Below are 21,371 nucleotides of genomic sequence, written 5' to 3' on the forward strand. Positions count from 1 at the left end.
GGGGGGGGGGCCCCGGCGCCACCGGGTCAGTGCGAGAGGCTCTTCTTGGCCTCGGTGAGGGCCTTCTCCCAGGCCTCCGTGGTGGACGACTTCTTCTGCTCGACCAGGCCGAGGGCGTTGCCGAACGGCACGCGCACCTGCTGGTCCTTGGTGCCGCGGAAGCTCGGCTTGAGGTCGCTCGCGGACGCGGCGAAGATCTGGCCGGTCGGTGCGTCGCCGAAGTACGGCTGCTTGGTGCCCTGGACGGCCGGGTCCTTGAGGACGTCGGTGAGCGAGGGCAGCGAGCCGGCCGGGCCCTGGAAGATCGCCTTCTCGGCCTCGGGGGAGGTCAGGAAGGCGGCGAGCTCGGCGGCCTCCTTGACGTGCTTGCTCTGCTTGGGGACGGTGAGGAACGAGCCGCCCCAGTTGCCGCCGCCGCCGGGCACCGCGGCGATGTCCCACTTGCCGGCGGCCTCCGGGCCGGCCGCGGACTGGATGAGGCCGGTCATCCACGCCGGGCAGGTCATCGTGGCCATCCGGCCCTGCTTGATGCCCGCGTTCCACTGCTGGCTGAACGGCTGGAGCGAGGCCGACAGGCCCTTCTCGACGGCGCCGCCGGTGGCGTCGAAGAACTGCTTCACCTTCGGGTTGGTGTCGCCGATGTAGGCGTCGGAGCCGTCGAAGAAGCCGAACTCGGTCTGGTTCATCATCGCGGTGAAGACGTTGCCCGCGGAGTCGAACCACGCGTGGTCGGCGACCTTGGAGCGGAAGGTCTCGCCGGTCTTGAAGTACGCGTCCCAGGTGGGCCACAGCTTGGCGACCTCGGCGCGGTCGGTGGGCAGGCCGGCCTGCTGGAAGAGGTCCTTGCGGTAGCAGATCGCCAGGCCGCCGACGTCGGTGCCGTAGCCCATGACGAAGTCGTCGCCCGCGGTGGCCTGCGCCCACTTGTAGGGCAGGTAGGCGTCCTTGCGGTCCTTCGCGCCGTACTCGGCGAGGTTGGCGAACTTGTCCTTCACCTCGCGGAACTTGGGCATGTAGCCCTCCTCGATCGCGACGATGTCGGCCGCGCCACTGCCCGAGGACAGCTGGGTGGAGAGGCTGTTGTGGTGCTGGTCGAGCTGGGAGAGCCGCTCCTTGACCGTGATGTTCGGGTGGGACTTCTCGAACTCCGCGATCAGCGGCTTGTAGCCGAAGTCGCTGAAGGTCGCGACGGTCAGCGTGATCTTCCCGCCGGCGGAGTCGCCGGACCCGCTCCCCGAGGAGCACGAGGTGGCGAGCAGGGCGGTCGCTGCGGCGACGGCGGCGATCGTGAGGGATCTGCGGGCACGGGGGGAACCCATGGCGAGCCTCCGGAAGGGGCGGGAGAAGGGTGGGGGAGGCGCCGGATCCGGCCGGTCCGACCGGCAGCGGCGCCGTGCACAACCTGCCGTTCATCGAAACTTGGTGTCAACTGTTTCGATACAAGTTTCGGAGCAATTGGCAGGTCGCAACTGGGTTAAGGCCGTGTCGTAGCCGGATTCCTGTTTCGGAGTGACGTGCTGCGAGCTGCGAAAACGGACGAATGTTTACGACACTGTTGACGCGAGGATTCGAAGGTCAGCACCATTCGAGGCCCACCCACCGGAACGCCAAGGAGCACCTCCATGCGCCCCCTCCGCAGAGCAGGGCTGGCCGCCGTCGCGGCCTTCGCCGCCGCGGCCGCCGTCCTCGCCGCGCCGGCCCTGCAGCAGCCCGCCCAGGCCGCCGTCAGCGCCCGCAACCTGCCCGCCGACGGCAAGATCCTGTCGATCATGGGCCAGGACAGCGACACCCTCGCCCAGTACAAGACCGACGTCGTCGACAAGGCCTCGCTCAACGCGCCCAAGCCCGGCGGCGTCACGCTCTACACCAACCTCGTGCTCGGCGGCACCCCCGAGCCGCTCGCCGGCATCGTCGGCCCCGCGGACTGGGGCGCCGGCCGCGTCGACTTCAACTCCACGCTCGCCGCCTACCCCGGCTCCTCGCTCGCCGTCGGCCTGTACCTCTCCGACGCCACCAGCGGCTGCAACAACCAGCCGCTGCGCGCCGTCATCGGCCGCAACGACGCCGACGTGACCGCCGGCAGCCCCAGCCTGATCAGCCAGTACCGTGCCAAGGTCGACCAGATGGTCACCTCGCTCAAGGGCTACAACCGCCCGGTCTACCTGCGCATCGGCTACGAGTTCGACGGCCCGTGGAACTGCTACAGCGCCGACTTCTACAAGCAGGCGTTCGTCTACATCAAGGGCCGCATCGACGCCCTCGGCGCCGACAACGTCGCCACCGTCTGGCAGAGCGCCGCCTGGCCGCTCAACGCCAACCCGGACCACCCCGAGTGGGGTTACGTCGTCACCGACCCCAACCACTACAACAACTGGTACCCCGGTGACCAGTACGTCGACTGGGTCGCGCTCTCCTCGTTCTACAACTCCGGCTCCCTCGCCACCCAGTGGGGCTGCAGCAGCTACGACACCGCCCCCGTCGCCCTGCAGAACCGCGTCCTCGACTTCGCCCGCTCGCACGGCAAGCCCGTGATGATCGCCGAGTCGGCCCCGCAGGGCTACCAGACCGGCGCCCACACCAAGAGCTGCATCTTCAAGAAGAACAAGACCGCCGCCACCGGCCAGACCATCTGGAACGAGTGGTACGCCCCGTACTTCGCCTGGATCAACCAGAACCGCGACGTCATCCGCGCCGCCGCCTACATCAACACCGACTGGGACAGCCAGACCCTGTGGCAGTGCGCCGACGGCGCCTCCGCCGGCGGCACCGGCTGCTCCAACGGCTACTGGGGCGACTCCCGCGTCCAGGCCGACCCGACCGTGCTCGCCAACTTCCTCAACGAGCTCCGCGGCGGCCAGTGGGTGAACGGCAGCGGCTCCACCCCGCCCCCGCCGTCCGGCTCCCCGACCCCGTCGAACTCGCCGTCGCCGACCAACTCGCCCTCCCCGACGGCCTCCCCGTCGCCGACCAACTCGCCGAGCCCCAGCGGCAGCCAGGCGCCGTACACCCAGGGCGTGGCCACCGGCTCCTCCCCGGCGATCTGGTTCAAGCCGGCCGGCTTCACCGCCACCTTCGTCACCGTGCACTACACCGTCAACGGCGGCACCCAGGGCAACTACTTCCTCACCTGGAACTCCGGCGCCGGCCGCTGGGAGCAGCCCGTCACGCTGAAGTCCGGTGACAAGGTCACCTACTGGTTCGACTACCAGCGCTCCGACCAGACGTTCCAGGTGTCGACCCCCACCTACACCGTCACCGTCTGACACCACCCCCGAACCTGCGGCCCGGCCCGCGCGGGCGGGCCGGGCCGCAGCCCACCCCCACCCCCCCACTTCCCCACCCCGGAACCCCCACCCCCCCACTTCCCCACCCCGGAGACCCCGTGCCCCCCACCCAGCACCGGCCGGTCCGCCTGCTGACCCTGCCGCTCCTGCTGCTCGCCCTCCTCGCGAGCCTGCTCCTCGCCACCGCGCCGCAGGCCGGCGCCGCCACCCCGCCCCAGCGCATCCTGCTCGCCGGCCAGTCCACCAAGGCCGCCTGGGACGACATGAGCACCGTCACCGACGCCCCCGCAGGCGGCTCCGTCTACTACGAGGTCGCCTCCGGCACCTGGGTGTCGCCCGCCCACCGCGACTACGCCGCCTTCCTCGCCTCCCAGGGCCGCACCGTGCAGATCGGCATCAGCTGGAAGGACAACCCGCCCGGCTACACCGGCGGCGACCGCGCCGCCCGCTCGCGCGCCGTCACCCAGGAACTCGCCGACGGCCGGTACACCGACCGCTTCGCCACCCTGATCGCCTTCGTCAACCAGTACCCGCAGGCGACGTTCCTGCTCCGCATCGACTACGAGGTCAGCAGCGCCTACCACTGCACCGACAGCAGCTGCTCCTCGTACAAGGGGGCGTTCGCCCGGATCCGCTCCCTGATCGGCGGCCAGAAGCGCCAGGGCAACGTCCAGTACGTCTACCACCCGGTGCGCGGCGAGTACGCTCAGCTCTACCCCGGTGACGCGGTCACCGACCGGATCGGCGTCTCGGTCTTCGCGCACGAGCTCTGCCTGCCGATCTACGACCACGGCTACCTCTGGAACGGCACCCCGCCGAACAACTACGACACCGGCACCCTGCAGTGCCGCAACCCGTACATCGGCACCGACAGCTGGGGCAACCCGGCCGCGATCTGGAAGAACTGGGACTACGACGGCAACGTCCTCGGCATGATGAAGTTCACCAAGGACCATGGCAAGACGATGATCGTCTCCGAGGGCGGCATGATGAACTTCACCGCCGACAACGGCGCCACCGACGGCATGGAGCAGGCCCGCGGCGCGCTCTGGATGCAGCGTCTCTTCGGCCTGCTGAACTACAACGGCCCGATCCCCAACCAGTCCGGCACGTACGACCTCTCCCGCGTCGTCACCGCCGTCACCTACATCGACCTCGACTTCCGCTACGGCTGGGACGCCGTGCCGGACGGCACCTTCGACTTCCCCCCGGACACCACCTGGTTCGTCGACGGCCGCATCTCCCGGTACGCCGCCGCCCGCACCGCGTTCTGCCAGGGCCTCGCGGCGAACGGCTTCACCACCCACTGCCGCTGACCCGTAGCACCTGCTCCACCCCGGCACCGTCCGCACCGCGCACGCACGCACGAGGGCCGCCGCCCGGCGAGTACGCCGCCGGGCGGCGGCTCCGTCGCCGTCGCTGCACGGCGCTCCCGCAGCCCGTCGCGCCCGGTCACGGTCACGGGAGCGGTGCCGGTGGCGTCCGAGATGCGGGGGGCCACCCTCGGGAGGGACGTGCAGAGTGCCGATCCGTACGGCCCCGCCCGGGGCCACGGCACCGGCCGCCGTGAGGCGTGAAGGGGCGGGCGGGGACGTGAAGGGGCGGGCAGGGTACGGAGGGACCTGTACCCTGCCCGCCCCGTTCCCGTCCAGGTGGGCGGGCCGAGGTGGGATCAGCGGAGCGACCACACCTGGTTGGGCTGGGTGCCACTTCCGTAGCAGTCCCAGATCTGGAGCCGTGTGCCGTTGGCGGTGCCCTGGCCCGCGGCGTCGAGGCACTTGCCCGAATTGGGGTTCACCCAGGTGCCGTTGGCGTTGATCTGCCACTGCTGGGCGCCGTTGTTGAGGCAGGTCCACAGGCGTACCTGGGTGCCGTTGGCGGTGCCCTGCCCGGCGACGTCCAGGCACTTGCCGGAGTTCGGGTTGACCAGGGTGTTCCCGGAGCGCTGCCACTTCTGGGCGACGCTGCCGTTGCAGTCGTAGAGCTGCACGATCGTGCCGTCGGCGGTGCCGGCGGCCTGGACGTCGAGGCAGCGGTTGCTGCCCTGGCCGACGACGGTGCTGCCCGTGCCACCGCCGCCGCCGCCACCGCCACCGCTGCCGTTGGTGGTGAAGGAGAACGAGTCGACGCCGAGGCCGGTGCCGCCGATCCACGGCTCGAAGCCGAACTGCACGCTCGTCATGTACCAGTTGCGGTTCAGGTAGCCGCGGTTGGCGGAGTCTTCGGTGAAGTCCTTGATGTTCACCTGCAGGGAGTTGGTGCCCTGCTGGCGCACGTAGGAGACGACGTTCCAGCCGGTGCCGCCGTTGGTGAGGCGGCCCTCCCAGACGTCCCAGCCGGCGCCCGCGAGGTTGGCGGTGCCGATCTTCTGCCCGGCGGGCTGCGGGGCACCGCGGTGGCTGCCCCAGATCATCAGCTCGGCGCCGTTGTTCTGGCCGGACGGGTTGGCGGAGGAGTCGAACCAGATGTCGTACGCGGCGTCCCACTCGCCGCCGTTGACGGTGCGGTAGGCGACGCTGGTCTGCGGGTTGGCGAAGGCGCTGACCTGCAGGGGGAGTCCGCTGCCGCTGGTGCAGTTGGTGTAGTGACAGCCCGCGTAGACGGACGGGTAGGACGCCGGAGCGCCGTTGGTGGGCCTGTTGTGGCTCTCCGAGGAGATGGTGAAGCCCGTGTCCGTGACGGAGAGGCACTGCTGGGTGCTGTCGCCCCAGTTGTTGTTCTGCACGATGTAGCGGCCGCCCGAGATCGGGACGGAGCCGAAGGTGTCGCACAGCTGGGTGGCGGCCTGGGCCGGCGGGGCCACGGCGGTGGGGAGCACGGCGGCACCGACCAGCAGGGCGACGGCCGTGAGGGCGGAGCGTACGCGGCCGAGTAACGAGGTCATGGATCCTCCGTGGGTGGGTGCGGGGGCATGCCGGACGGCGGGCTGCGCCGGCCCGGGTGCGTGCCGAAAACGGTAGGAGCGCGGGCGGCGGTTCGGAAGCCGTCGGGCAGAAGATTCGGGAGCGCTCCCATCGGTGCAGGTCAAGCGGCCTAATTCTTCGAAACATTGTGGGAGCGCTCCCAAATATGGCCCGACTGCATTGACAGGGACGTGCCGGGCCCACACGCTCCCGGTGGTGCCGCTGCACCACGCCGCCGCCGCGGCCGCCCTCGGCCGTGCGGTCCGCCCCCGGCCCGGACCGGGCGCCGGCCCTCCCGTGACCCGGTCCGCCGGTTGCGGCCCGGCCCCGGGCGGGCGAGCGTGGTGGGCCGGGACGCCGTCCGGAGGGAGGACCACGCGATGGCCGCGCAACCGGCGGAGCCGCCGGGCGACAGCACGCTGTCCGAACGAGGAGAAGGACCGGCTGGCCGCCCTGCACGCGCTGGCGATCCTGGACACGCCCAGGGAGGAGCGGTTCGACCGGATCACCCGGCTGGCACAGCGCGTGCTCCGGGTGCCGATCGCGATGATCTCGCTCGTCGACCGGGACCGCCAGTGGTACAAGTCGTGCGTCGGTGTGACGGACACCCAGCAGCCGCGCAGCGTCTCGTTCTGCTCCCGGGCCGTCGCCGCCGGGCGGCAGCTCGTCGTGCCGGACGCCACCCTCGACCCCCGCTTCAGCGGCAACCCGCTCGTCACCGGCCCGCCCGGGATCCGCTTCTACGCCGGGTGCCCGCTGGCCGGGCCGTCCGGACACCTGCTAGGCACCCTCTGCGTCGTCGACCTGCAGCCCCGGGCGGTCGGCGCGGACGACCTGGCGGCGCTGGCCGATCTCGCGGCCTGGGCCGAACTCGAGATCGGCGTCGTGCACATGAGCCGGGCCAGCCGTGAGACGGACCGGCTGAAGGACGAGTTCGTCGCCGTCGTCAGCCACGAGCTCCGCACCCCGCTCTCGGCCGTCAACGCGGCCCTCGAACTGCTCGACGGCCACGTCGGCAGCCCGCGCGACGAGAAGCTGGTGTCGCTGGCCCAGGACAACACGGGACGCCTGCGCCGCCTGGTCGACGACATCCTCGACGTGCAGCGGCTGGCCGTCGGGTCCCTGCCGCTGCGCTGCCTCCCGACCGACCTGACCTCCGCGGCCGCCGCCGCCGTGGCGGGCCTGGAGGCGGAGGCGGCGCGGCGGCGCGTCGTGCTCTCGGTGGCGGGCGACCCGGTGCCCGTCATGGGCGACCGGGACCGTCTCGTGCAGGTGTTCGGCAACCTCGTGGGCAACGCGGTGAAGTTCTCCGGGGCGGGCACCCGGGTGCACGTCGTGGCCGGGCGGCGACCCGGCCCGGCACCGGAGGCCGTCGTGGAGGTGCACGACGAGGGCCGGGGCATCCCTCCGGAGGACCTCCGGCGGGTCTTCGACAAGTTCGTGCGCCTGGGGCGCACCGCGGGCGGCGACCCGGGCGGGGCCGGTCTGGGCCTGGCGATCAGCCGCGGACTCGGCGACGAGGTTGGCGGCGTTCTGCGGGGTGGCCGCGCAGTGCAGGTCGGACAGCACCCCGACCAGCTGGCGGTTGATCTCCTCGGGCATGGCGCGGTCGCGCGAGCGGAGGCCCGCCTCGACGTGCACCACGGCGGCGCCGCGGTAGTGCGCGGCCTGGGCGCCCGCGGAGGTGCTGTTGGTGTCGCCCTGGACCACGACCGCATGCGGGGTGTCGGCCGCGAAGAGCCGGTCCATCGCGCTGATCATGGTGCCGATCTGGGCGCCCCGGCCGGTGCCGCCCACCCCGTCGATCCGCAGGTGCGGCCGGGGGAGGCCGAACCCGTCGAAGAACCGGTCGGACAGGTCGGCGTCGAAGTGCTGGCCGGTCCACACCACCCGGGCCCGCCGGCCGAGGCCGCGGATGACGCTCGCCAGCTTGATGATCTCCGGCCGGGTGCCCAGGACGACGGCGACGTCGCCGACCTGGTCGGAGCTGCGGCGGCGGGGCAGGGAAGCGGCGGGCATGGCGGTCTCCTGGCTCGGTGCGGCTGCTGCGGGGCTGTCGGGGGTGGACCGAGGGCCCGGACCTTCGGCCTGCTCCCCAAGGTGCCGACAGGACCTCTGGCCCGGGTCTGCCGAACCTCAAGATCTCCTCAGGACGTCGCCGGGCCGTCCGCGGGCGCTCGGCGGGACGGGCGCAGGGGTGGCCGCCGGGGTGGCCGCCGGGGTGCCGGTTCGGCCGTTCGCGGGATCCTGCGTATGCGGCGGGCCCGTTGCGGGCAGACGGACGCTCGAAGAGGTCCCGACACGGAGGTGTGCGATGAGTCTCGTCATGGTGCTGCTCGTCACCCCGCTGGTGCTGGCGGCGGTGCTCACGGCGACCGCGCCGGGGCACGTCCCCCGGCACCGCGGACGCCGCGACCTGCGGCCCGCCCGGCCGGCCGGACCCGCCGGGGCCGCCCGGCACCGGCAGGGCTGACCGCGCCGGGGCCGACGGGCGCCCTGACCGCCCGTCCCCCGGCCACCGCCTTCCGGTTGTGGTCGACCTCGTGCAGGAGTACCGCGCGGGATGCCCCGGACGGCGTAGAAATGTCCCCGAGGCCCCGGCGGGCCGCGGCCAGCCGCTCCGCCGGCCGAACCGCCCGCCGAGAGGAACACCGTGGTCAGCCTGAAGGACGTCGCCCTGCGCGCCGGCGTGTCGATCAAGACCGTCTCCAACGTGGTGAACGGCTATCAGCACGTCACCCCCGCCATGCGGGAGCGGGTGCAGCGGGCGATCGACGAACTCGGCTACCGGCCCAACCTGACGGCCCGCCACCTCCGCAAAGGGCGCACCGGCATCCTCGCCCTGGCCGTGCCCGAGCTCGGCAACCCGTACTTCGCCGAACTCGCCGGCGCCGTCATCGACGCCGCCGCCCGCCACGACTACACCGTGCTCCTCGACCACACGGGCGGCCGCCGCGACCAGGAGGTCCTCGTCTGCCAGGGCTTCCGGGCGCACGTCATGGACGGCCTGATCCTCAGCCCCATCGAGCTGGAGACGGAGGACCTCCTCGCCCGCACCGACACCGCGCCGCTGGTGCTGCTCGGCGAGCGCGAGTACGACGCGCCGTACGACCACATCGCGATCGACAACGTCGCCGCCGCGCGGCTCGCCGTCCGCCACCTGATCGACCTCGGGCGCCGCCGGATCGCCTTCCTCGGCGCACGCCGGGAGAGCGCCCGCCGCCCCGCGCACCTGCGCCTGCGCGGCTGGCGTGAGGAGCTCACCGCCGCCGGACTCCCGTGCGGGGACGACCTCGTGGTCGGCACCGACGCGTACGGGCGGGAGGACGGCGCCCGGGCGATGGCGGCCCTGCTCGACCGCGACGCCCGCCCGGACGCGGTCTTCGCCTACAACGACACGATGGCGGTCGGCGCGATGCGCGCCCTCGCCGACCGGGGGCTGCGCATCCCCGGCGACGTCGCCGTCGTCGGCTTCGACGACATCGAGGAGGCCCGCTTCACCGGGACGCCGCTGACCACCATCGCCCCCGACAAGGCGGCCATCGCGCGGCTCGCCGTCGACTCCCTGATGGAGCGGCTGACGGGCGCCGGGGCCGGCGAGCCGAGGCGGGCCAGGCCCGGCCACCGCCTGGTCGTCCGGGAGTCCAGCGCCGGCCGGCCCGTGGGGGAGGGGTGCTGAGGCGGCGTCCCGCCGCCGACCCGGCGCCCGTGGACGAGATCGACGGTGCGGAGGTCGTCGCGTTCGCGGACGCCGGGGCGTTCGAGCGCTGGCTCGGCGAGCACCACGCACGGCACGAGGGCGTGTGGGTGCGGGTGGCGAAGAAGGGGTCCGGCATCCCGTCCGTCACCTCGGACGAACTGGTCGACACCGGCCTGTGCTTCGGCTGGATCTCCGGCCGGAGGCGCTCCCTCGACGACCGGTTCTACCTGCAGAAGTACGTGCCGCGCCGGCCCCGGAGCCTGTGGTCGCAGGTCAACGTGGAGAAGGTCGCCGAACTCGCCGCCGAGGGCCGGATGCGCGAACCGGGCCTCGCCGAGGTGCGCCGGGCGCAGGAGGACGGCCGCTGGGCGGCGGCCTACGGATCGCAGCGGACGGCCGAGGTGCCGCCCGACCTCGCGGCGGCGTTCGACGCGGACCCGGCCGCCCGGCGGACCTTCGAGGCGCTCGACCGCACGGCGCGCTACCTCGTCATGCTGCCGCTGCTGCAGGCGCTCACCCCGGAGGCCCGGCAGCAGCGGCTGGAGCGCGCCCTCCGGCTGCTGACGGAGGGTCGGGGGACGCCGTAGGCCCGGCCGCGGCTGTCGCACGGCGGCGGCTGCCGTGCGGCCACGGCTGTCGCACGGTGGCGGCTGTCGTGCGGTGGCGGGGCGGGGCACCTGTCCGGTACCCCGCCCCGCCGCCCGGCCGCCTCCGGCGGCGCTACTCCCCGGTGGCCGGTTCTTCCCGCGGTGCCGGGACCGTGCCCGTCGCCGTACGCCCGGCCGACGGCGCCGGGCCGCCCCCGCCGGTGGCCTCGCTCCCGCTCCCGCTCCCGCTCCCGCTCCCGCTCCCGCTCCCGGGCCCGTCCTCGGCGGAGCCGGCGGGCGGCTCGGTCGGGCTGAGTCGCAGCCAGACGAGGAACGCGGCGCCGAGGGCGAGCATGCCGAGCCCGGTCCACAGGTTGATCCGGATGCCCTGGGCCTTGGCGATCTCGGCGGCCGAGTCGGTGGCGCCGACGACGGTCAGCACGGCGCCGTACAGCACGAACAGGCCGCCGATGACGCGCCGGATGTCGAACAGCCGGGCCGCGGAGGCGGACACCTGCTGCGCGGCAGCCGCCGCGGGCTGCCCCGGCGCGGCCGGACCGGCGCCGGGCACGGGCCCGCCGGTGCCTCCGTCGAGGCCGCCGATGCCTCCGTCGAGGCCGTGGGTGTGGTGGTCGGACATGGTGACGGCTCCTTCGCTGGTGGTGGGACGGCCCGGTCAGGCCCAGAACGGCACGTAGCAGGCGGCGGCGGCGACCACGGCGGCCCAGCCGAGCACGGCCGGGCGGCGGTACCAGACCGCGTCGCCGGGCTCCGCCGGCTCCTCCGCGTCGGGCGCGCGGGTGCCGTGCACCAGTCCCTGCAGTTCCTCCGCCGGCTTGGGCCGGGTCATCAGCGTGACCGCGACGCTCACGACCACACCGGCCACGAACGCCACGATCGAGGACACGAAGTTGGCGCCCTGGTCGCTGGGGATCGAGATCACGCCACCCCGGTACAGCCAGAAGTAGTTGAGCATCGCCGCCGCGGTGCCCGCGAGCAGCCCCCAGAACCCGGCCGCCGGCGACATCCGCTTCCAGAACATGCCGAGGATGAAGACCGCGAAGAGCGGCACGTTGAAGAACGAGAACAGCGTCTGGAGGTAGGCCATGATGTTGCTGAACGAGGACGCGATGAACGCCGTGCCGATGCCGGCGACGACGCCCACCACGGTGACCACCCGGCCGACCCGCAGGTAGTGGGCGTCGGACATCCGCGGCTTGACGTAGGGCTGCCAGATGTCGGTGGTGAACACGGTGTTGAACGAGGAGATGTTCGCGGCCATGCCGGCCATGAACGCCGCGAGCAGGCCGGTGACGGCGATGCCGAGCACGCCGTTCGGCAGCAACTCGCCCATGAGCATCGGGATCGCGTCGTTGTACTGCGATCCGTCCTTGCCGAGGTTCGGCTCGACGACGGCGGCGATCAGGCCGGGGACGACGACCACGGCCGGGATGAGGATCTTCGGGAACGCCGCGATCAGCGGGGTGCGGCGGGCCGCGGAGGCGCTCTTGGCCGACAGGGCGCGCTGCACCTCGGCGAAGTTGGTCGTCCAGTAGCCGAAGCTCATGACGAAGCCCAGACCGAGCACGATGGTCAGCCAGTTGGCGCCCAGCGGGTTGTCGCTGCCGACGCCCGTGCCGCCCCAGGCGGTCATGAAGTCGCCGCCGTGCGCGGAGCCCAGGCTGCCGCTCAGGCCGTCCCAGCCGCCGACCCGCTTCAGGCCCACGACGGTCAGCGGGATCAGCGCGGCGAGGATCACGAAGAACTGCAGCACCTCGTTGTACACCGCGGACGACAGCCCGCCCAGCAGGATGTACGCGAGGACGAACGCCGCCGCGACCACGATCGACAGCCACAGCGACCAGCCCAGCAGCGCCTTCATGACGATCGCCAGCGCGTAGAGGTTGACGCCCGCGATGAGCACCGAGGAGACGCTGAAGATGATCGAGCTGAGCAGGTGCGAGGACGGCCCGAAGCGGCGCAGCAGGAACTCGGGCACGCTGCGCACCCTGGAGCCGTAGTAGAACGGCATCATCACGATCCCGAGGAAGACCATCGCGGGGATCGCGCCGATCCAGTACCAGTGCACGGTGTAGAGGCCGTACTGGGCGCCGTTGGCGGCCATGCCGAGGATCTCGGTGGCGCCGAGGTTGGCGGCGACGAACGCGAGGCCGGTGATCCAGGCGGGCAGCGAGCGGCCGGACAGGAAGAAGTCCAGGCTGGTGCGGACGGAGTGCCGTGCGGCGAGCCCGATGCCGAGTACGACGGCGAAGTAGACGGCGAGTATCGCGTAGTCGAGCCAGTCGACGTCCAGGCGCATCGCGCCTGCCAGTTGGGTCGGCATCGGTCGGTGACCCCTCTCCTCGGTGGCCGGGCCGACAGCCCGCGCCCGTGATCGAACAGAAACGAACACCGGCCCGTCTGTTCCGCTTCGGTGCGTTCAAACCCCGCGCCCGCGAGGTGATCGCCGGCGGCGTCCGCCGGGACCGGACGGTGCACCGCGGATGGCCGGATCCGATCGGTCGGATCGGTGCGCGAGGTCTGGACACCGGGATTGCCCGCGTGCTGTCATTCCGCTTGGCGCAGCAATTTCCAACGTTGGAAGCGACCGGAACCGCAGTGGCCCCATCCGCCGCCGCGACCCCGGCCCGCTTCCGCAGGCCGCGCGACACCGCACACCCGGCACCGCCTCCGCACCCCTGCGTGCCCGCACCGAGCGGGCCGCCGCACCGCCGTCGGCCCGCACCACCGCGCCTCCCGCACCGCCGCTGTGCCGCACACCTGCGAGTCCGTCCTGCCCGCCGCCACCCGGCCCCGACCGGGTGCGCACCCCCGTCCGGAGATCCGCCCGCCGCCACCACGGCCCCCACCGACCGGAGCCCGCATGCCTCTGACCAGGCGACAACTCCTCACCGTCGTCGGCTCGTCCGCCGGAGCCCTCGTACTCGGTCCGCAGCTCGTCCCTGCCGCCGCGGCCGGCCTGCCGCCCGCCGCAGGCGGCCTGTACAGCCCCAACGCCGCACCGCTGCACCCCACCGCCCTGCTGCGGCTGCCCCCCGACGCCGTCCGTCCGTCCGGCTGGCTCGCCGGCCAGCTCGCCCTCCAGCTCGCCGGCCTGTGCGGCCGCTACCCGGAGACCTCGCACTTCCTCGACCTCGCCACCACCGGCTGGGCCCACCCCGAGCGCGGCGGCTGGGAGGAGGTCCCGTACTGGCTCCGCGGGTACGTGGATCTGGCCATCGTCACCCGCGACGCCAACGCCCTGGCCACCACCCGCCGCTGGATCGACGCGATCGTGGCCACCCAGCAGTCCGACGGCTTCTTCGGCCCCACCGCGCTGCGCACCTCGCTCGGCGGCGGCCCCGACTTCTGGCCGTTCCTGCCGCTGCTCCAGGCGTTCCGCTCCTGGTACGAGTACGCGGCGGACAGCCGGATCGTGCCGTTCCTCACGAGGTTCCTGCGCTACATGAACGCGCAGGGCCCCGGCGCCTTCAACCAGAGCTGGGTGTCGGTGCGCTGGGGCGACGGACTCGACACCGTCGTCTGGCTCTACAACCGCACCCGCGACTCCTTCCTGCTCGACCTGATGGACAAGATCCACCGCAACGGCGCCGACTGGACGAACACCGTGCCGAGCTGGCACAACGTCAACATCGCCCAGGGCTTCCGCGAACCCGCCCAGTACGCGCAGCGCTCCGGCCTCGCCGCCGACACGGCCGCCGCCTACCGCACGTACGACAACGTCATGGGCCGCTACGGGCAGTTCCCCGGGGGCGGGTTCGCCGGTGACGAGAACGCCCGCGCCGGCTACGGCGACCCCCGGCAGGGCTTCGAGACCTGCGGTGTCGTGGAGTACATGGCCAGCCACGAACTCCTCACCCGGATCACCGGCGACCCGCTCTGGGCCGACCGCTGCGAGGAGCTCGCCTTCAACTCCCTGCCCCCGTCGCTGGACCCGGACGGCAAGGCGATCCACTACATCACCAGCGCCAACAGCGTCGACCTCGACAACCAGCCCAAGAGCCAGGGGCAGTACCAGAACGGCTTCGCGATGCAGGCCTACATGGCCGGCGTCGACCAGTACCGCTGCTGTCCGCACAACTACGGCATGGGCTGGCCGTGGTTCGCCCAGGAGCTGTGGCTGGGCACCCCCGACAACGGCCTGTGCGCGGCCATGTACGCGCCCTGCACGGTCGCCGCCAAGGTCGCCGACGGCACCACCGTCACCGTCCGCGAGGACACCGACTACCCGTTCGGCGACACCGTGACGTTCACCGTCACCACCCCGCGGCCGCTCGCCTTCCCGCTGGTCCTGCGCGTCCCCGCCTGGTGCCCCGACCCGCAACTCACCGTCAACGGACAGGCGGTGGCCGCTCCCGCCGGGCCCGCCTTCACCACCGTCCGCCGCACCTGGAACAACGGCGACAAGGTCGTCCTGCGGCTGCCGCAGCGCCTCGCCGTCCGCACCTGGGACGCCAACCACCGTGCGGTGAGCGTCGCCCGCGGCCCGCTCGGCTACGCGCTGCAGATCGGCGAGAGCTACGTCCGCACCGGCGGCACCGACGTCTTCCCGCAGTACGACGTGCACGCCACCACCCCGTGGAACTACGGCCTGGCGATCGACCCGGCCGCCCCGACCGCGGCCCTGGCGTTCACCGCCCGCGGCGGCGCCCTGCCCGCCAACCCCTTCACCCAGAGCGGCAATCCGTACCGGATCACCGCCCCGGCCCGCCGGATCGCCGAGTGGCAGGCCGACTCCCAGCACGTCGTCGGGCTCCTCCAGGACAGCCCGGCCCGTTCGTCCGCCGCGGTCGAGACCGTCACGCTCATCCCGATGGCTGCCGCCCGGCTGCGGATCTCCTCGTTCCCCACCGCCTCGCCGGACGGCACGGTGTGGACGGCCGGCGGGGCCGCGTACCGGATCCGCAACCGCAACTCGGGCAAGGTGCTGGGCGTCGACGGCATGTCGACCGCGGACAGCGCGCAGGTGGTGCAGTTCGCCGACAGCGGCACCGACGACCACCTGTGGCAGCTCGTCGACAACGGCGACGGCTGGTACCGCATCCGCAACGTGCACTCCGGCAAGGTGCTGGGCGTCGACGTGATGTCGACCGCCGACAGCGCCCGGGTCGTGCAGTTCGCCGACAACGGGACGGCCGACCACCTGTGGCAGCTCGTCGACAACGGCGACGGCTGGTACCGCGTCCGCAACCGCAACTCGGGCAAGGTGCTGGGCGTCGACGGCATGTCGACCGCCGACAGCGCCCGCGTGGTGCAGTTCGCCGACAACGGCTCCGCGGACCACCTGTGGCTGCTCCACCCCGACGGCCAGCTCCGCGTCGAGAACCGCAACTCGGGCAAGGTGCTCGGGGTCGACCGGATGTCGACCGCCGACAGCGCGCAGGTGGTGCAGTTCGGCGACACCGGCACCGACGACCACCTGTGGACCTTCCTCGCCGACCCCGACGGCTGGTACCGCATCCGCAACGTGCACTCCGGCAAGGTGCTGGGCGTCGACCTGATGTCGACCGCCGACAGCGCCCGGGTCGTGCAGTACGCCGACAACGGCTCCGCCGACCACCAGTGGCGGCTCGTCCACGACGGCGCGGGCCGGTTCCGGATCCGCAACCGCAACTCGGGCAAGGTGCTGGGCGTCGACGGCATGTCGACCGCCGACAGCGCCATCGTCGTGCAGTACGCCGACAACGGCTCCGCCGACCACCTGTGGCGCGTGCGCTGACGCACGTCGGGCCCGCCACGCGCCCGCGCCGGGCCCGTCACACACCCACCCCGTTCCACCCCACCCCATCCCCTTCCACCCGGAGGACGATTCACCATGTCCGCACCCCCCGGCGCGCTGCGCCAGCGGATCACCGCCCTGCTCGCCGTCCTGGCCCTGGCCGTCGCCGGCCTGCTGGCCGCCGGTGCACCCGACGCCCGCGCGGCGAGCTGGACACCCAAGACCTCCCCGATGACCACGCCCTGGACGGCCCAGGTCTCGACCACGAACCCGCTGCCCGAGTACCCCCGCCCGCAGCTCACCCGCCCCGACTGGATGAACCTCAACGGCATCTGGGACTTCGCGGTCACCGCCGCCAACGCCGGGCAGCCCGCGAGCTTCAACGAGCAGATCCGGGTGCCGTTCGTCGCCGAGTCGGCGCTCTCCGGCATCCAGCGCCAGATCAGCCAGAACGACAAGCTCTGGTACAAGCGCACCGTCACGGTGCCGTCGAACTGGGGCGGCCGCCGGGTCAAGCTCAACTTCGGCGCGTCCGACTGGCAGACCACCGTCTGGGTCAACGGCCAGCAGGCCGGCGGCGTGCACAGCGGCGGCTACGACGCCTTCGGGTACGACATCACCCCGTACCTCAACGGCGGTTCCAACACGATCGTCGTGTCCGTCTGGGATCCGTCCCAGACCGGCATCGGGGCGGTCGGCAAGCAGCGCAACAACAACAGCGTGCTGCCGCACTCCGGCGGCGGCATCTTCTACACCGCGGCCTCCGGCATCTGGCAGACCGTCTGGCTGGAGCCCGTCGCCACGGCCAACATCACCCGGCTCGACCTGGTGCCGAACCTCGCCGACAGCACGCTGCGGGTGACCGTCCTCGGTGAGGGGATCAACGGGCACACCGCCCGGATCACCGTCTCCAGCGGCGGCACCACCGTCGCGACCGGCACCGGTCCGATCGGCAGCCGGTTCAGCGTGTCGATCCCCAACCCGCACCTGTGGACCCCGGAGGACCCGTTCCTCTACGACGTCCGCGCCGAACTCCTCTCCGGCTCCACCACGGTGGACGCGGTCGCCAGCTACACCGGTATGCGCTCCATCGCCGTCGCCACCGTCAACGGCGTCAAGCGGCCCGTCCTGAACGGGCAGTTCGTCTTCCAGACCGGCACCCTCGACCAGGGCTACTGGCCGGACGGCATCTACACCGCGCCCACCGACGACGCCCTGAAGTTCGACCTGCAGAAGCACAAGGACCTCGGCTTCAACATGGTCCGCAAGCACATCAAGGTCGAGCCGCAGCGCTGGTTCTACTGGGCCGACCGGCTGGGCCTGCTCGTCTGGCAGGACATGCCGGCGATGGACACCCGCACCCCGGACACCGCCGCCCGCACCCAGTGGGAGGCCGAGTACCACCGCATCATCGACCAGCACCGGAGCTCGCCGGCGCTCGTCCAGTGGGTGGACGAGAACGAGGGCTGGGGCCAGTACGACCAGGCCCGGATCGCCAACGACGTCAAGGCCTACGACCCGACCCGCCTGGTCGACAACATGAGCGGCGTCAACTGCTGCGGCGCCGTCGACGGCGGCAACGGAGACGTCGTCGACAACCACGTCTACGTCGGCCCCGGCGCGACCGTGCCCACCTCCACCCGCGCCGCCGTGCTCGGCGAGTTCGGCGGCCTCGGCTGGAAGGTGGCCGGCCACGAGTGGTACCCGGGCGGCGGCTTCAGCTACGAGGACCAGGCGAGCACCGCCGCGCTCAACGACCGCTTCGTGAACCTGCTCGACTCGATGCGGGTCAACCAGATGCCGGCCGGCCTCTCCGCCTCGGTCTACACCGAGATCACCGACGTGGAGAACGAGGCCAACGGCCTCCTGACCTACGACCGCCAGGTGGTCAAGGTCGACCAGAACCGCGTGCGGGCCGCCAACCTCGCCCTGATCAACGCCTCCCGCACCACCCTGGCCAACCCGGTGCTGCAGACCGGTGTCTACAAGTCGCTCCGGGTCACCACGGCCTGCTGCACCACCCGCTACCTGCGGCACTACAACGGCCTCGCCAACACCGACGTGGTCGACGCGAACAGCAGCGCCGTGCTGAAGGCCGACGCCACCTGGAAGATCGTCCCCGGCCTCGCCGACGGCAGCTGCTACTCCTTCGAGTCCCGCAACTTCCCCGGCGAGTACCTGCGCCACCGTGACAGCCGGGTCTACCGCGAGGCCGGCAGCGGTGCGCTCTTCAACGCCGACGCGACGTTCTGCGCGCGGCCCGGCACCGCCGGGGTGCGCTTCTCGGCGTACAACTACCCGGACCGCTACCTGCGCCACTTCGACTCCCAGGTCTGGATCTCCACCTACGGTGGCGGCAACACCTGGGACGCCAACACCCCGGCGTACGTCGCCGACTCCACCTGGGCCGTCGACGGGCCCTGGGCACCCTGACCCGTCCCGCTCCCTGCCGGCCCCCGGTGCGCTCGCCGCACCGGGGGCCGCTGTCGTAGTCCCGGCGCAAGAATATCGCCAGTCTTGCAAAGACCGGTCGCATTTTTGCGTGGATCTTTGTACGCTGTGCCCGTGACGAAGAGACTGGACGAGGTGGCGCAGTTCGCCGGCGTGAGCACGGCGACGGTCAGCCGGGTGCTGCGGAACCGCCCGGGCGTGGCGCAGGCCACCAGGGACGCGGTGCTCACCGCCCTGGACGTGCTGGGCATCGAACGACCGACGAAGTTCCGCTCCGAACGGGCCCCACTGGTCGGGCTCGTCGTGCCTGACCTGCAGAATCCCGTGTTCCCCGCCTTCGCGGAGGTCCTCGCCGGAGCGCTCAGCAAGCGGGGGCTGATGCCCGTGCTGTGCACCCGCACCGCCGACGGGGTCTCGGAGGCCAACTACATCGAGATGCTGCTCCGGCAGAACGTCGCCGGCATCGTGTTCGTCGGCGGCAGCTACGCCGACGCCGGGCCCGAGCAGGGCCGTGCCCTGCAGGAGCAGCGCGTGCCGATCGTGCTGATCAACGCCGCGGACGAGAACCTCGGCGCGGTGCGCGTCACGGTCGACGACGCGAGCGCCGCCTGGCAGGCCCTCGGGCACCTCGCCTCGCTGGGGCACGAACGCATCGGGATGCTGCTCGGGCCGGTCGGCCACGTGCCCTCGGTGCGCAAGCTCGGGGCCTTCGCCGACTTCCTCCGCTCCCGTGGGCAGGGCGCTGACCTGCCCAGACTCGTGGCGCACACGATGTTCTCGATGGACGGCGGAGCAGCTGCCGTGTCCCGGCTGATCGCCGCCGGCGTGACCGGCGTGGTCTGTGCGAGCGACGCGCTGGCGCTCGGTGCGATCCGCCGGCTGCGCAAGATGGGGCTCGCCGTGCCGGAGGACGTCTCGGTGATCGGCTTCGACGACTCGCCGTACATGATCGCGACGGATCCGCCGCTGACCACCGTCCGGCAGCCCGTCCAGATCATGGCCGCGGCGGCGGCCGGGGAGCTGTTGCAGCAGATGGAGGGCCGTTCGGGGGCCGCCGAGGAGCTGCTCTTCGAGCCGGAGCTGATCGTGCGGTCGTCGACCTGCACCCCGGCTGTCGTCCGCAGTCACTGATCACCCCCGCTGTCCCGTCGCTCTATCAAAACCTTGCGTGAATATGTTGACCGCTTGCGTTTCGGCTGTCTACGCTCGGCGCATCGTCGAGTGCCCGGAGCCGAACGTTCGGGCCTCTTCATCCACCCGCGCCGGGCCCGGCGATGCTCCCGGGCATCGCTGTGCCCGGCGGCAGGATCCACGGAAGGTCCGGACAGCATGGACAGCAACAGAACCCGTCGAGTCTCCGCCGCAGCGCTGGCCGCCGCGGTCGCCCTCGGGGTCACCGCGTGCGGCAGCAGCTCCTCGGGTTCCTCGGCCGAGGGGGCCGGCGGCGTCGTCACGATCTCGGTCAACGGCCTCCCGCCGGCCACCCAGACCGTGGACCGCCGGAACTTCGAGGACGACGTCAAGAAGTTCGAGGCCGCGCACCCGAACATCAGGATCGACGCCCACGAGGGCCTGATGGACCCGAAGACCTTCGCCGCGAAGCTGGCCGGCGGCCAGCTGGAGGACGTCTTCTACGTCTACTTCACCGACCCCGCCGGCCTCGTCCAGCGCCACCAGGCCGCCGACATCAGCCCGTACGTCAAGGACGTCCCGGCCCTCGCCGACGTGAAGCCCGAACTGCTCGACGTCTTCAAGGACAAGGGCGGCAAGCTCTACGGCCTGCCCACCGGCAACTACTCGATGGGCCTGGTCTACAACCGCGCGCTCTTCACCAGGGCCGGCCTCGACCCGGACAAGCCGCCGGCCACCTGGGACGAGGTCCGCACCGCCGCCCGGAAGATCACCGCCCTCGGCGACGGCGTCACCGGCTACGCCGACTTCAGCAAGAACAACCAGGGCGGCTGGCACCTCAGTTCCTGGATCTACTCGCTCGGCGGCGACGTCGCCACGCAGGACGGCTCCACCTGGAAGGCCGCCTTCAACTCCGAGGCCGGCCACAAGGCCCTGCAGTACCTGCACGACATGCGCTGGACCGACAACACCATGGGCAGCCGCCAGCTCCTGGAGATCCCCGACGTCCAGAAGATGATGGGCTCCGGCAAGCTCGGCATGTACCTCGCGGGCCCGGACAACATCCCCACCATCGTCAAGCAGTTCGAGCGCAAGTACGACGAGTTCGGCCTCGCCGCGATGCCCGGCACCGGCACGCTCGGCGGCGGCGACGGCTTCATGTTCAACCCGAAGGACACCCCGGCGAAGATCAAGGCCGGCCTCGCCTGGGTCCAGTGGAAGTACCTGAACCCGGACCGCGAGGAGGAGATCACCAAGAAGTCCGCGGTCTCCGACGACATCCCGATCGGCCTGCCGCAGCCCGACCTGTTCAACGGCAAGGGCGCCGAGACGATCAAGGCCGCCCACGCCAAGTACGTCAACGTGCCGCAGAAGAACTACCAGCCCTTCGTCGACCGCAGCGCCGACGTCAAGGTCAAGGTCGAGCCGCCGAACGCGCAGCAGCTCTACACCGTCCTCGACGGCGTGATGCAGGCCGTGCTGACGAACAAGGACGCGAACATCGACCAGCTCCTCGCCGACGCCCAGAAGAAGGCCGACACCATCCTGGCCTCCGTCAAGTGAGCAGGGGCGCGG

At 71.9% G+C, this 21,371-nt stretch carries 13 protein-coding genes and 2 pseudogenes; 10 read left to right on the forward strand and 5 right to left on the reverse strand.

What is annotated here, in order from left to right; translation table 11 throughout:
- Positions 1-26: 26 nt before the first annotated feature.
- Complete coding sequence (locus SNE206_RS18025; protein ID WP_407914411.1) at positions 27-1,319, reverse strand: extracellular solute-binding protein; 1,293 nt, start codon at positions 1,317-1,319, stop codon at positions 27-29.
- A 303-nt stretch (positions 1,320-1,622) separates the two neighbouring features.
- Between SNE206_RS18025 and SNE206_RS18030 the strand changes: the two genes are divergently transcribed.
- On the forward strand, positions 1,623-3,263 hold the full coding sequence (locus SNE206_RS18030) for an endo-1,3-beta-xylanase (RefSeq protein WP_407914412.1): 1,641 nt from the start codon (positions 1,623-1,625) through the stop codon (positions 3,261-3,263).
- Between the two features lie 119 nt (positions 3,264-3,382).
- On the forward strand, positions 3,383-4,600 hold the full coding sequence (locus SNE206_RS18035) for a hypothetical protein (protein ID WP_407914413.1): 1,218 nt from the start codon (positions 3,383-3,385) through the stop codon (positions 4,598-4,600).
- A gap of 356 nt (positions 4,601-4,956) precedes the next feature.
- Here the strand turns inward: SNE206_RS18035 and SNE206_RS18040 are convergent, their stop codons facing one another.
- Positions 4,957-6,168: a GH12 family glycosyl hydrolase domain-containing protein gene (locus SNE206_RS18040; RefSeq protein WP_407914414.1), complete on the reverse strand. Its 1,212-nt coding sequence runs from the start codon at positions 6,166-6,168 to the stop codon at positions 4,957-4,959.
- 553 nt (positions 6,169-6,721) lie between these two features.
- Between SNE206_RS18040 and SNE206_RS18045 the strand changes: the two are divergent.
- A pseudogene (locus tag SNE206_RS18045) lies at positions 6,722-7,666 on the forward strand (histidine kinase dimerization/phospho-acceptor domain-containing protein); the annotation flags it as partial.
- A 60-nt stretch (positions 7,667-7,726) separates the two neighbouring features.
- On the opposite strand, the pseudogene SNE206_RS18050 reads toward SNE206_RS18045, so the two are convergent.
- Positions 7,727-8,206 (reverse strand): annotated as a pseudogene (locus tag SNE206_RS18050) (UDP-N-acetylglucosamine 2-epimerase); the annotation flags it as partial.
- A gap of 295 nt (positions 8,207-8,501) precedes the next feature.
- Between SNE206_RS18050 and SNE206_RS18055 the strand changes: the two are divergent.
- The 3 genes from SNE206_RS18055 (at position 8,502) to SNE206_RS18065 (ending at position 10,474) form a co-directional block, all read left to right on the forward strand.
- The gene (locus tag SNE206_RS18055; RefSeq protein ID WP_407914415.1) at positions 8,502-8,660 is read left to right on the forward strand and encodes a hypothetical protein; all 159 of its coding nucleotides are present in this window, start codon (positions 8,502-8,504) and stop codon (positions 8,658-8,660) included.
- A 180-nt stretch (positions 8,661-8,840) separates the two neighbouring features.
- Entirely contained in the window at positions 8,841-9,866 is a 1,026-nt protein-coding gene (locus SNE206_RS18060) for a LacI family DNA-binding transcriptional regulator (protein ID WP_407914416.1), read from the forward strand.
- 29 nt (positions 9,867-9,895) lie between these two features.
- Positions 9,896-10,474 carry a YdeI/OmpD-associated family protein gene (locus tag SNE206_RS18065; RefSeq protein ID WP_407914417.1) on the forward strand — a complete coding sequence of 193 codons (579 nt, stop codon included), beginning with the start codon at positions 9,896-9,898 and terminating at the stop codon, positions 10,472-10,474.
- A 133-nt stretch (positions 10,475-10,607) separates the two neighbouring features.
- Here the strand turns inward: SNE206_RS18065 and SNE206_RS18070 are convergent, their stop codons facing one another.
- Together SNE206_RS18070 and SNE206_RS18075 are read right to left on the reverse strand one after the other, a co-directional pair.
- Positions 10,608-11,114 carry a hypothetical protein gene (locus tag SNE206_RS18070; protein WP_407914418.1) on the reverse strand — a complete coding sequence of 169 codons (507 nt, stop codon included), beginning with the start codon at positions 11,112-11,114 and terminating at the stop codon, positions 10,608-10,610.
- A 36-nt stretch (positions 11,115-11,150) separates the two neighbouring features.
- The gene (locus SNE206_RS18075) at positions 11,151-12,818 is read right to left on the reverse strand and encodes a sodium:solute symporter family protein (RefSeq protein WP_407914419.1); all 1,668 of its coding nucleotides are present in this window, start codon (positions 12,816-12,818) and stop codon (positions 11,151-11,153) included.
- A 540-nt stretch (positions 12,819-13,358) separates the two neighbouring features.
- Between SNE206_RS18075 and SNE206_RS18080 the strand changes: the two genes are divergently transcribed.
- The 4 genes from SNE206_RS18080 to SNE206_RS18095 all read left to right on the forward strand — a co-directional run bounded on the left by SNE206_RS18080 (position 13,359) and on the right by SNE206_RS18095 (position 21,359).
- Positions 13,359-16,214 (forward strand): RICIN domain-containing protein, encoded by a 2,856-nt coding sequence (locus SNE206_RS18080; protein WP_407914420.1) that lies wholly within the window; start codon positions 13,359-13,361, stop codon positions 16,212-16,214.
- Positions 16,215-16,310: 96 nt separating this feature from the next.
- On the forward strand, positions 16,311-18,647 hold the full coding sequence (locus SNE206_RS18085) for an AbfB domain-containing protein (protein WP_407914421.1): 2,337 nt from the start codon (positions 16,311-16,313) through the stop codon (positions 18,645-18,647).
- A 132-nt stretch (positions 18,648-18,779) separates the two neighbouring features.
- Positions 18,780-19,796 (forward strand): LacI family DNA-binding transcriptional regulator, encoded by a 1,017-nt coding sequence (locus tag SNE206_RS18090; RefSeq protein ID WP_407914422.1) that lies wholly within the window; start codon positions 18,780-18,782, stop codon positions 19,794-19,796.
- A 198-nt stretch (positions 19,797-19,994) separates the two neighbouring features.
- Entirely contained in the window at positions 19,995-21,359 is a 1,365-nt protein-coding gene (locus tag SNE206_RS18095) for an extracellular solute-binding protein (RefSeq protein WP_407914423.1), read from the forward strand.
- Positions 21,360-21,371 lie beyond the last annotated feature (12 nt).

Source organism: Kitasatospora sp. NE20-6 (assembly GCF_045862635.1).

Coding starts and splice junctions, on each gene's coding strand:
- SNE206_RS18070 (WP_407914418.1), bottom strand. CDS start 11,114: ATGTCCGACCACCACACCCACGGCCTCGACGGAGGCATCGGCGGCCTC.
- SNE206_RS18025 (WP_407914411.1), bottom strand. CDS start 1,319: ATGGGTTCCCCCCGTGCCCGCAGATCCCTCACGATCGCCGCCGTCGCC.
- SNE206_RS18095 (WP_407914423.1), top strand. CDS start 19,995: ATGGACAGCAACAGAACCCGTCGAGTCTCCGCCGCAGCGCTGGCCGCC.
- SNE206_RS18055 (WP_407914415.1), top strand. CDS start 8,502: ATGAGTCTCGTCATGGTGCTGCTCGTCACCCCGCTGGTGCTGGCGGCG.
- SNE206_RS18030 (WP_407914412.1), top strand. CDS start 1,623: ATGCGCCCCCTCCGCAGAGCAGGGCTGGCCGCCGTCGCGGCCTTCGCC.
- SNE206_RS18085 (WP_407914421.1), top strand. CDS start 16,311: ATGTCCGCACCCCCCGGCGCGCTGCGCCAGCGGATCACCGCCCTGCTC.
- SNE206_RS18075 (WP_407914419.1), bottom strand. CDS start 12,818: ATGCCGACCCAACTGGCAGGCGCGATGCGCCTGGACGTCGACTGGCTC.
- SNE206_RS18080 (WP_407914420.1), top strand. CDS start 13,359: ATGCCTCTGACCAGGCGACAACTCCTCACCGTCGTCGGCTCGTCCGCC.
- SNE206_RS18040 (WP_407914414.1), bottom strand. CDS start 6,168: ATGACCTCGTTACTCGGCCGCGTACGCTCCGCCCTCACGGCCGTCGCC.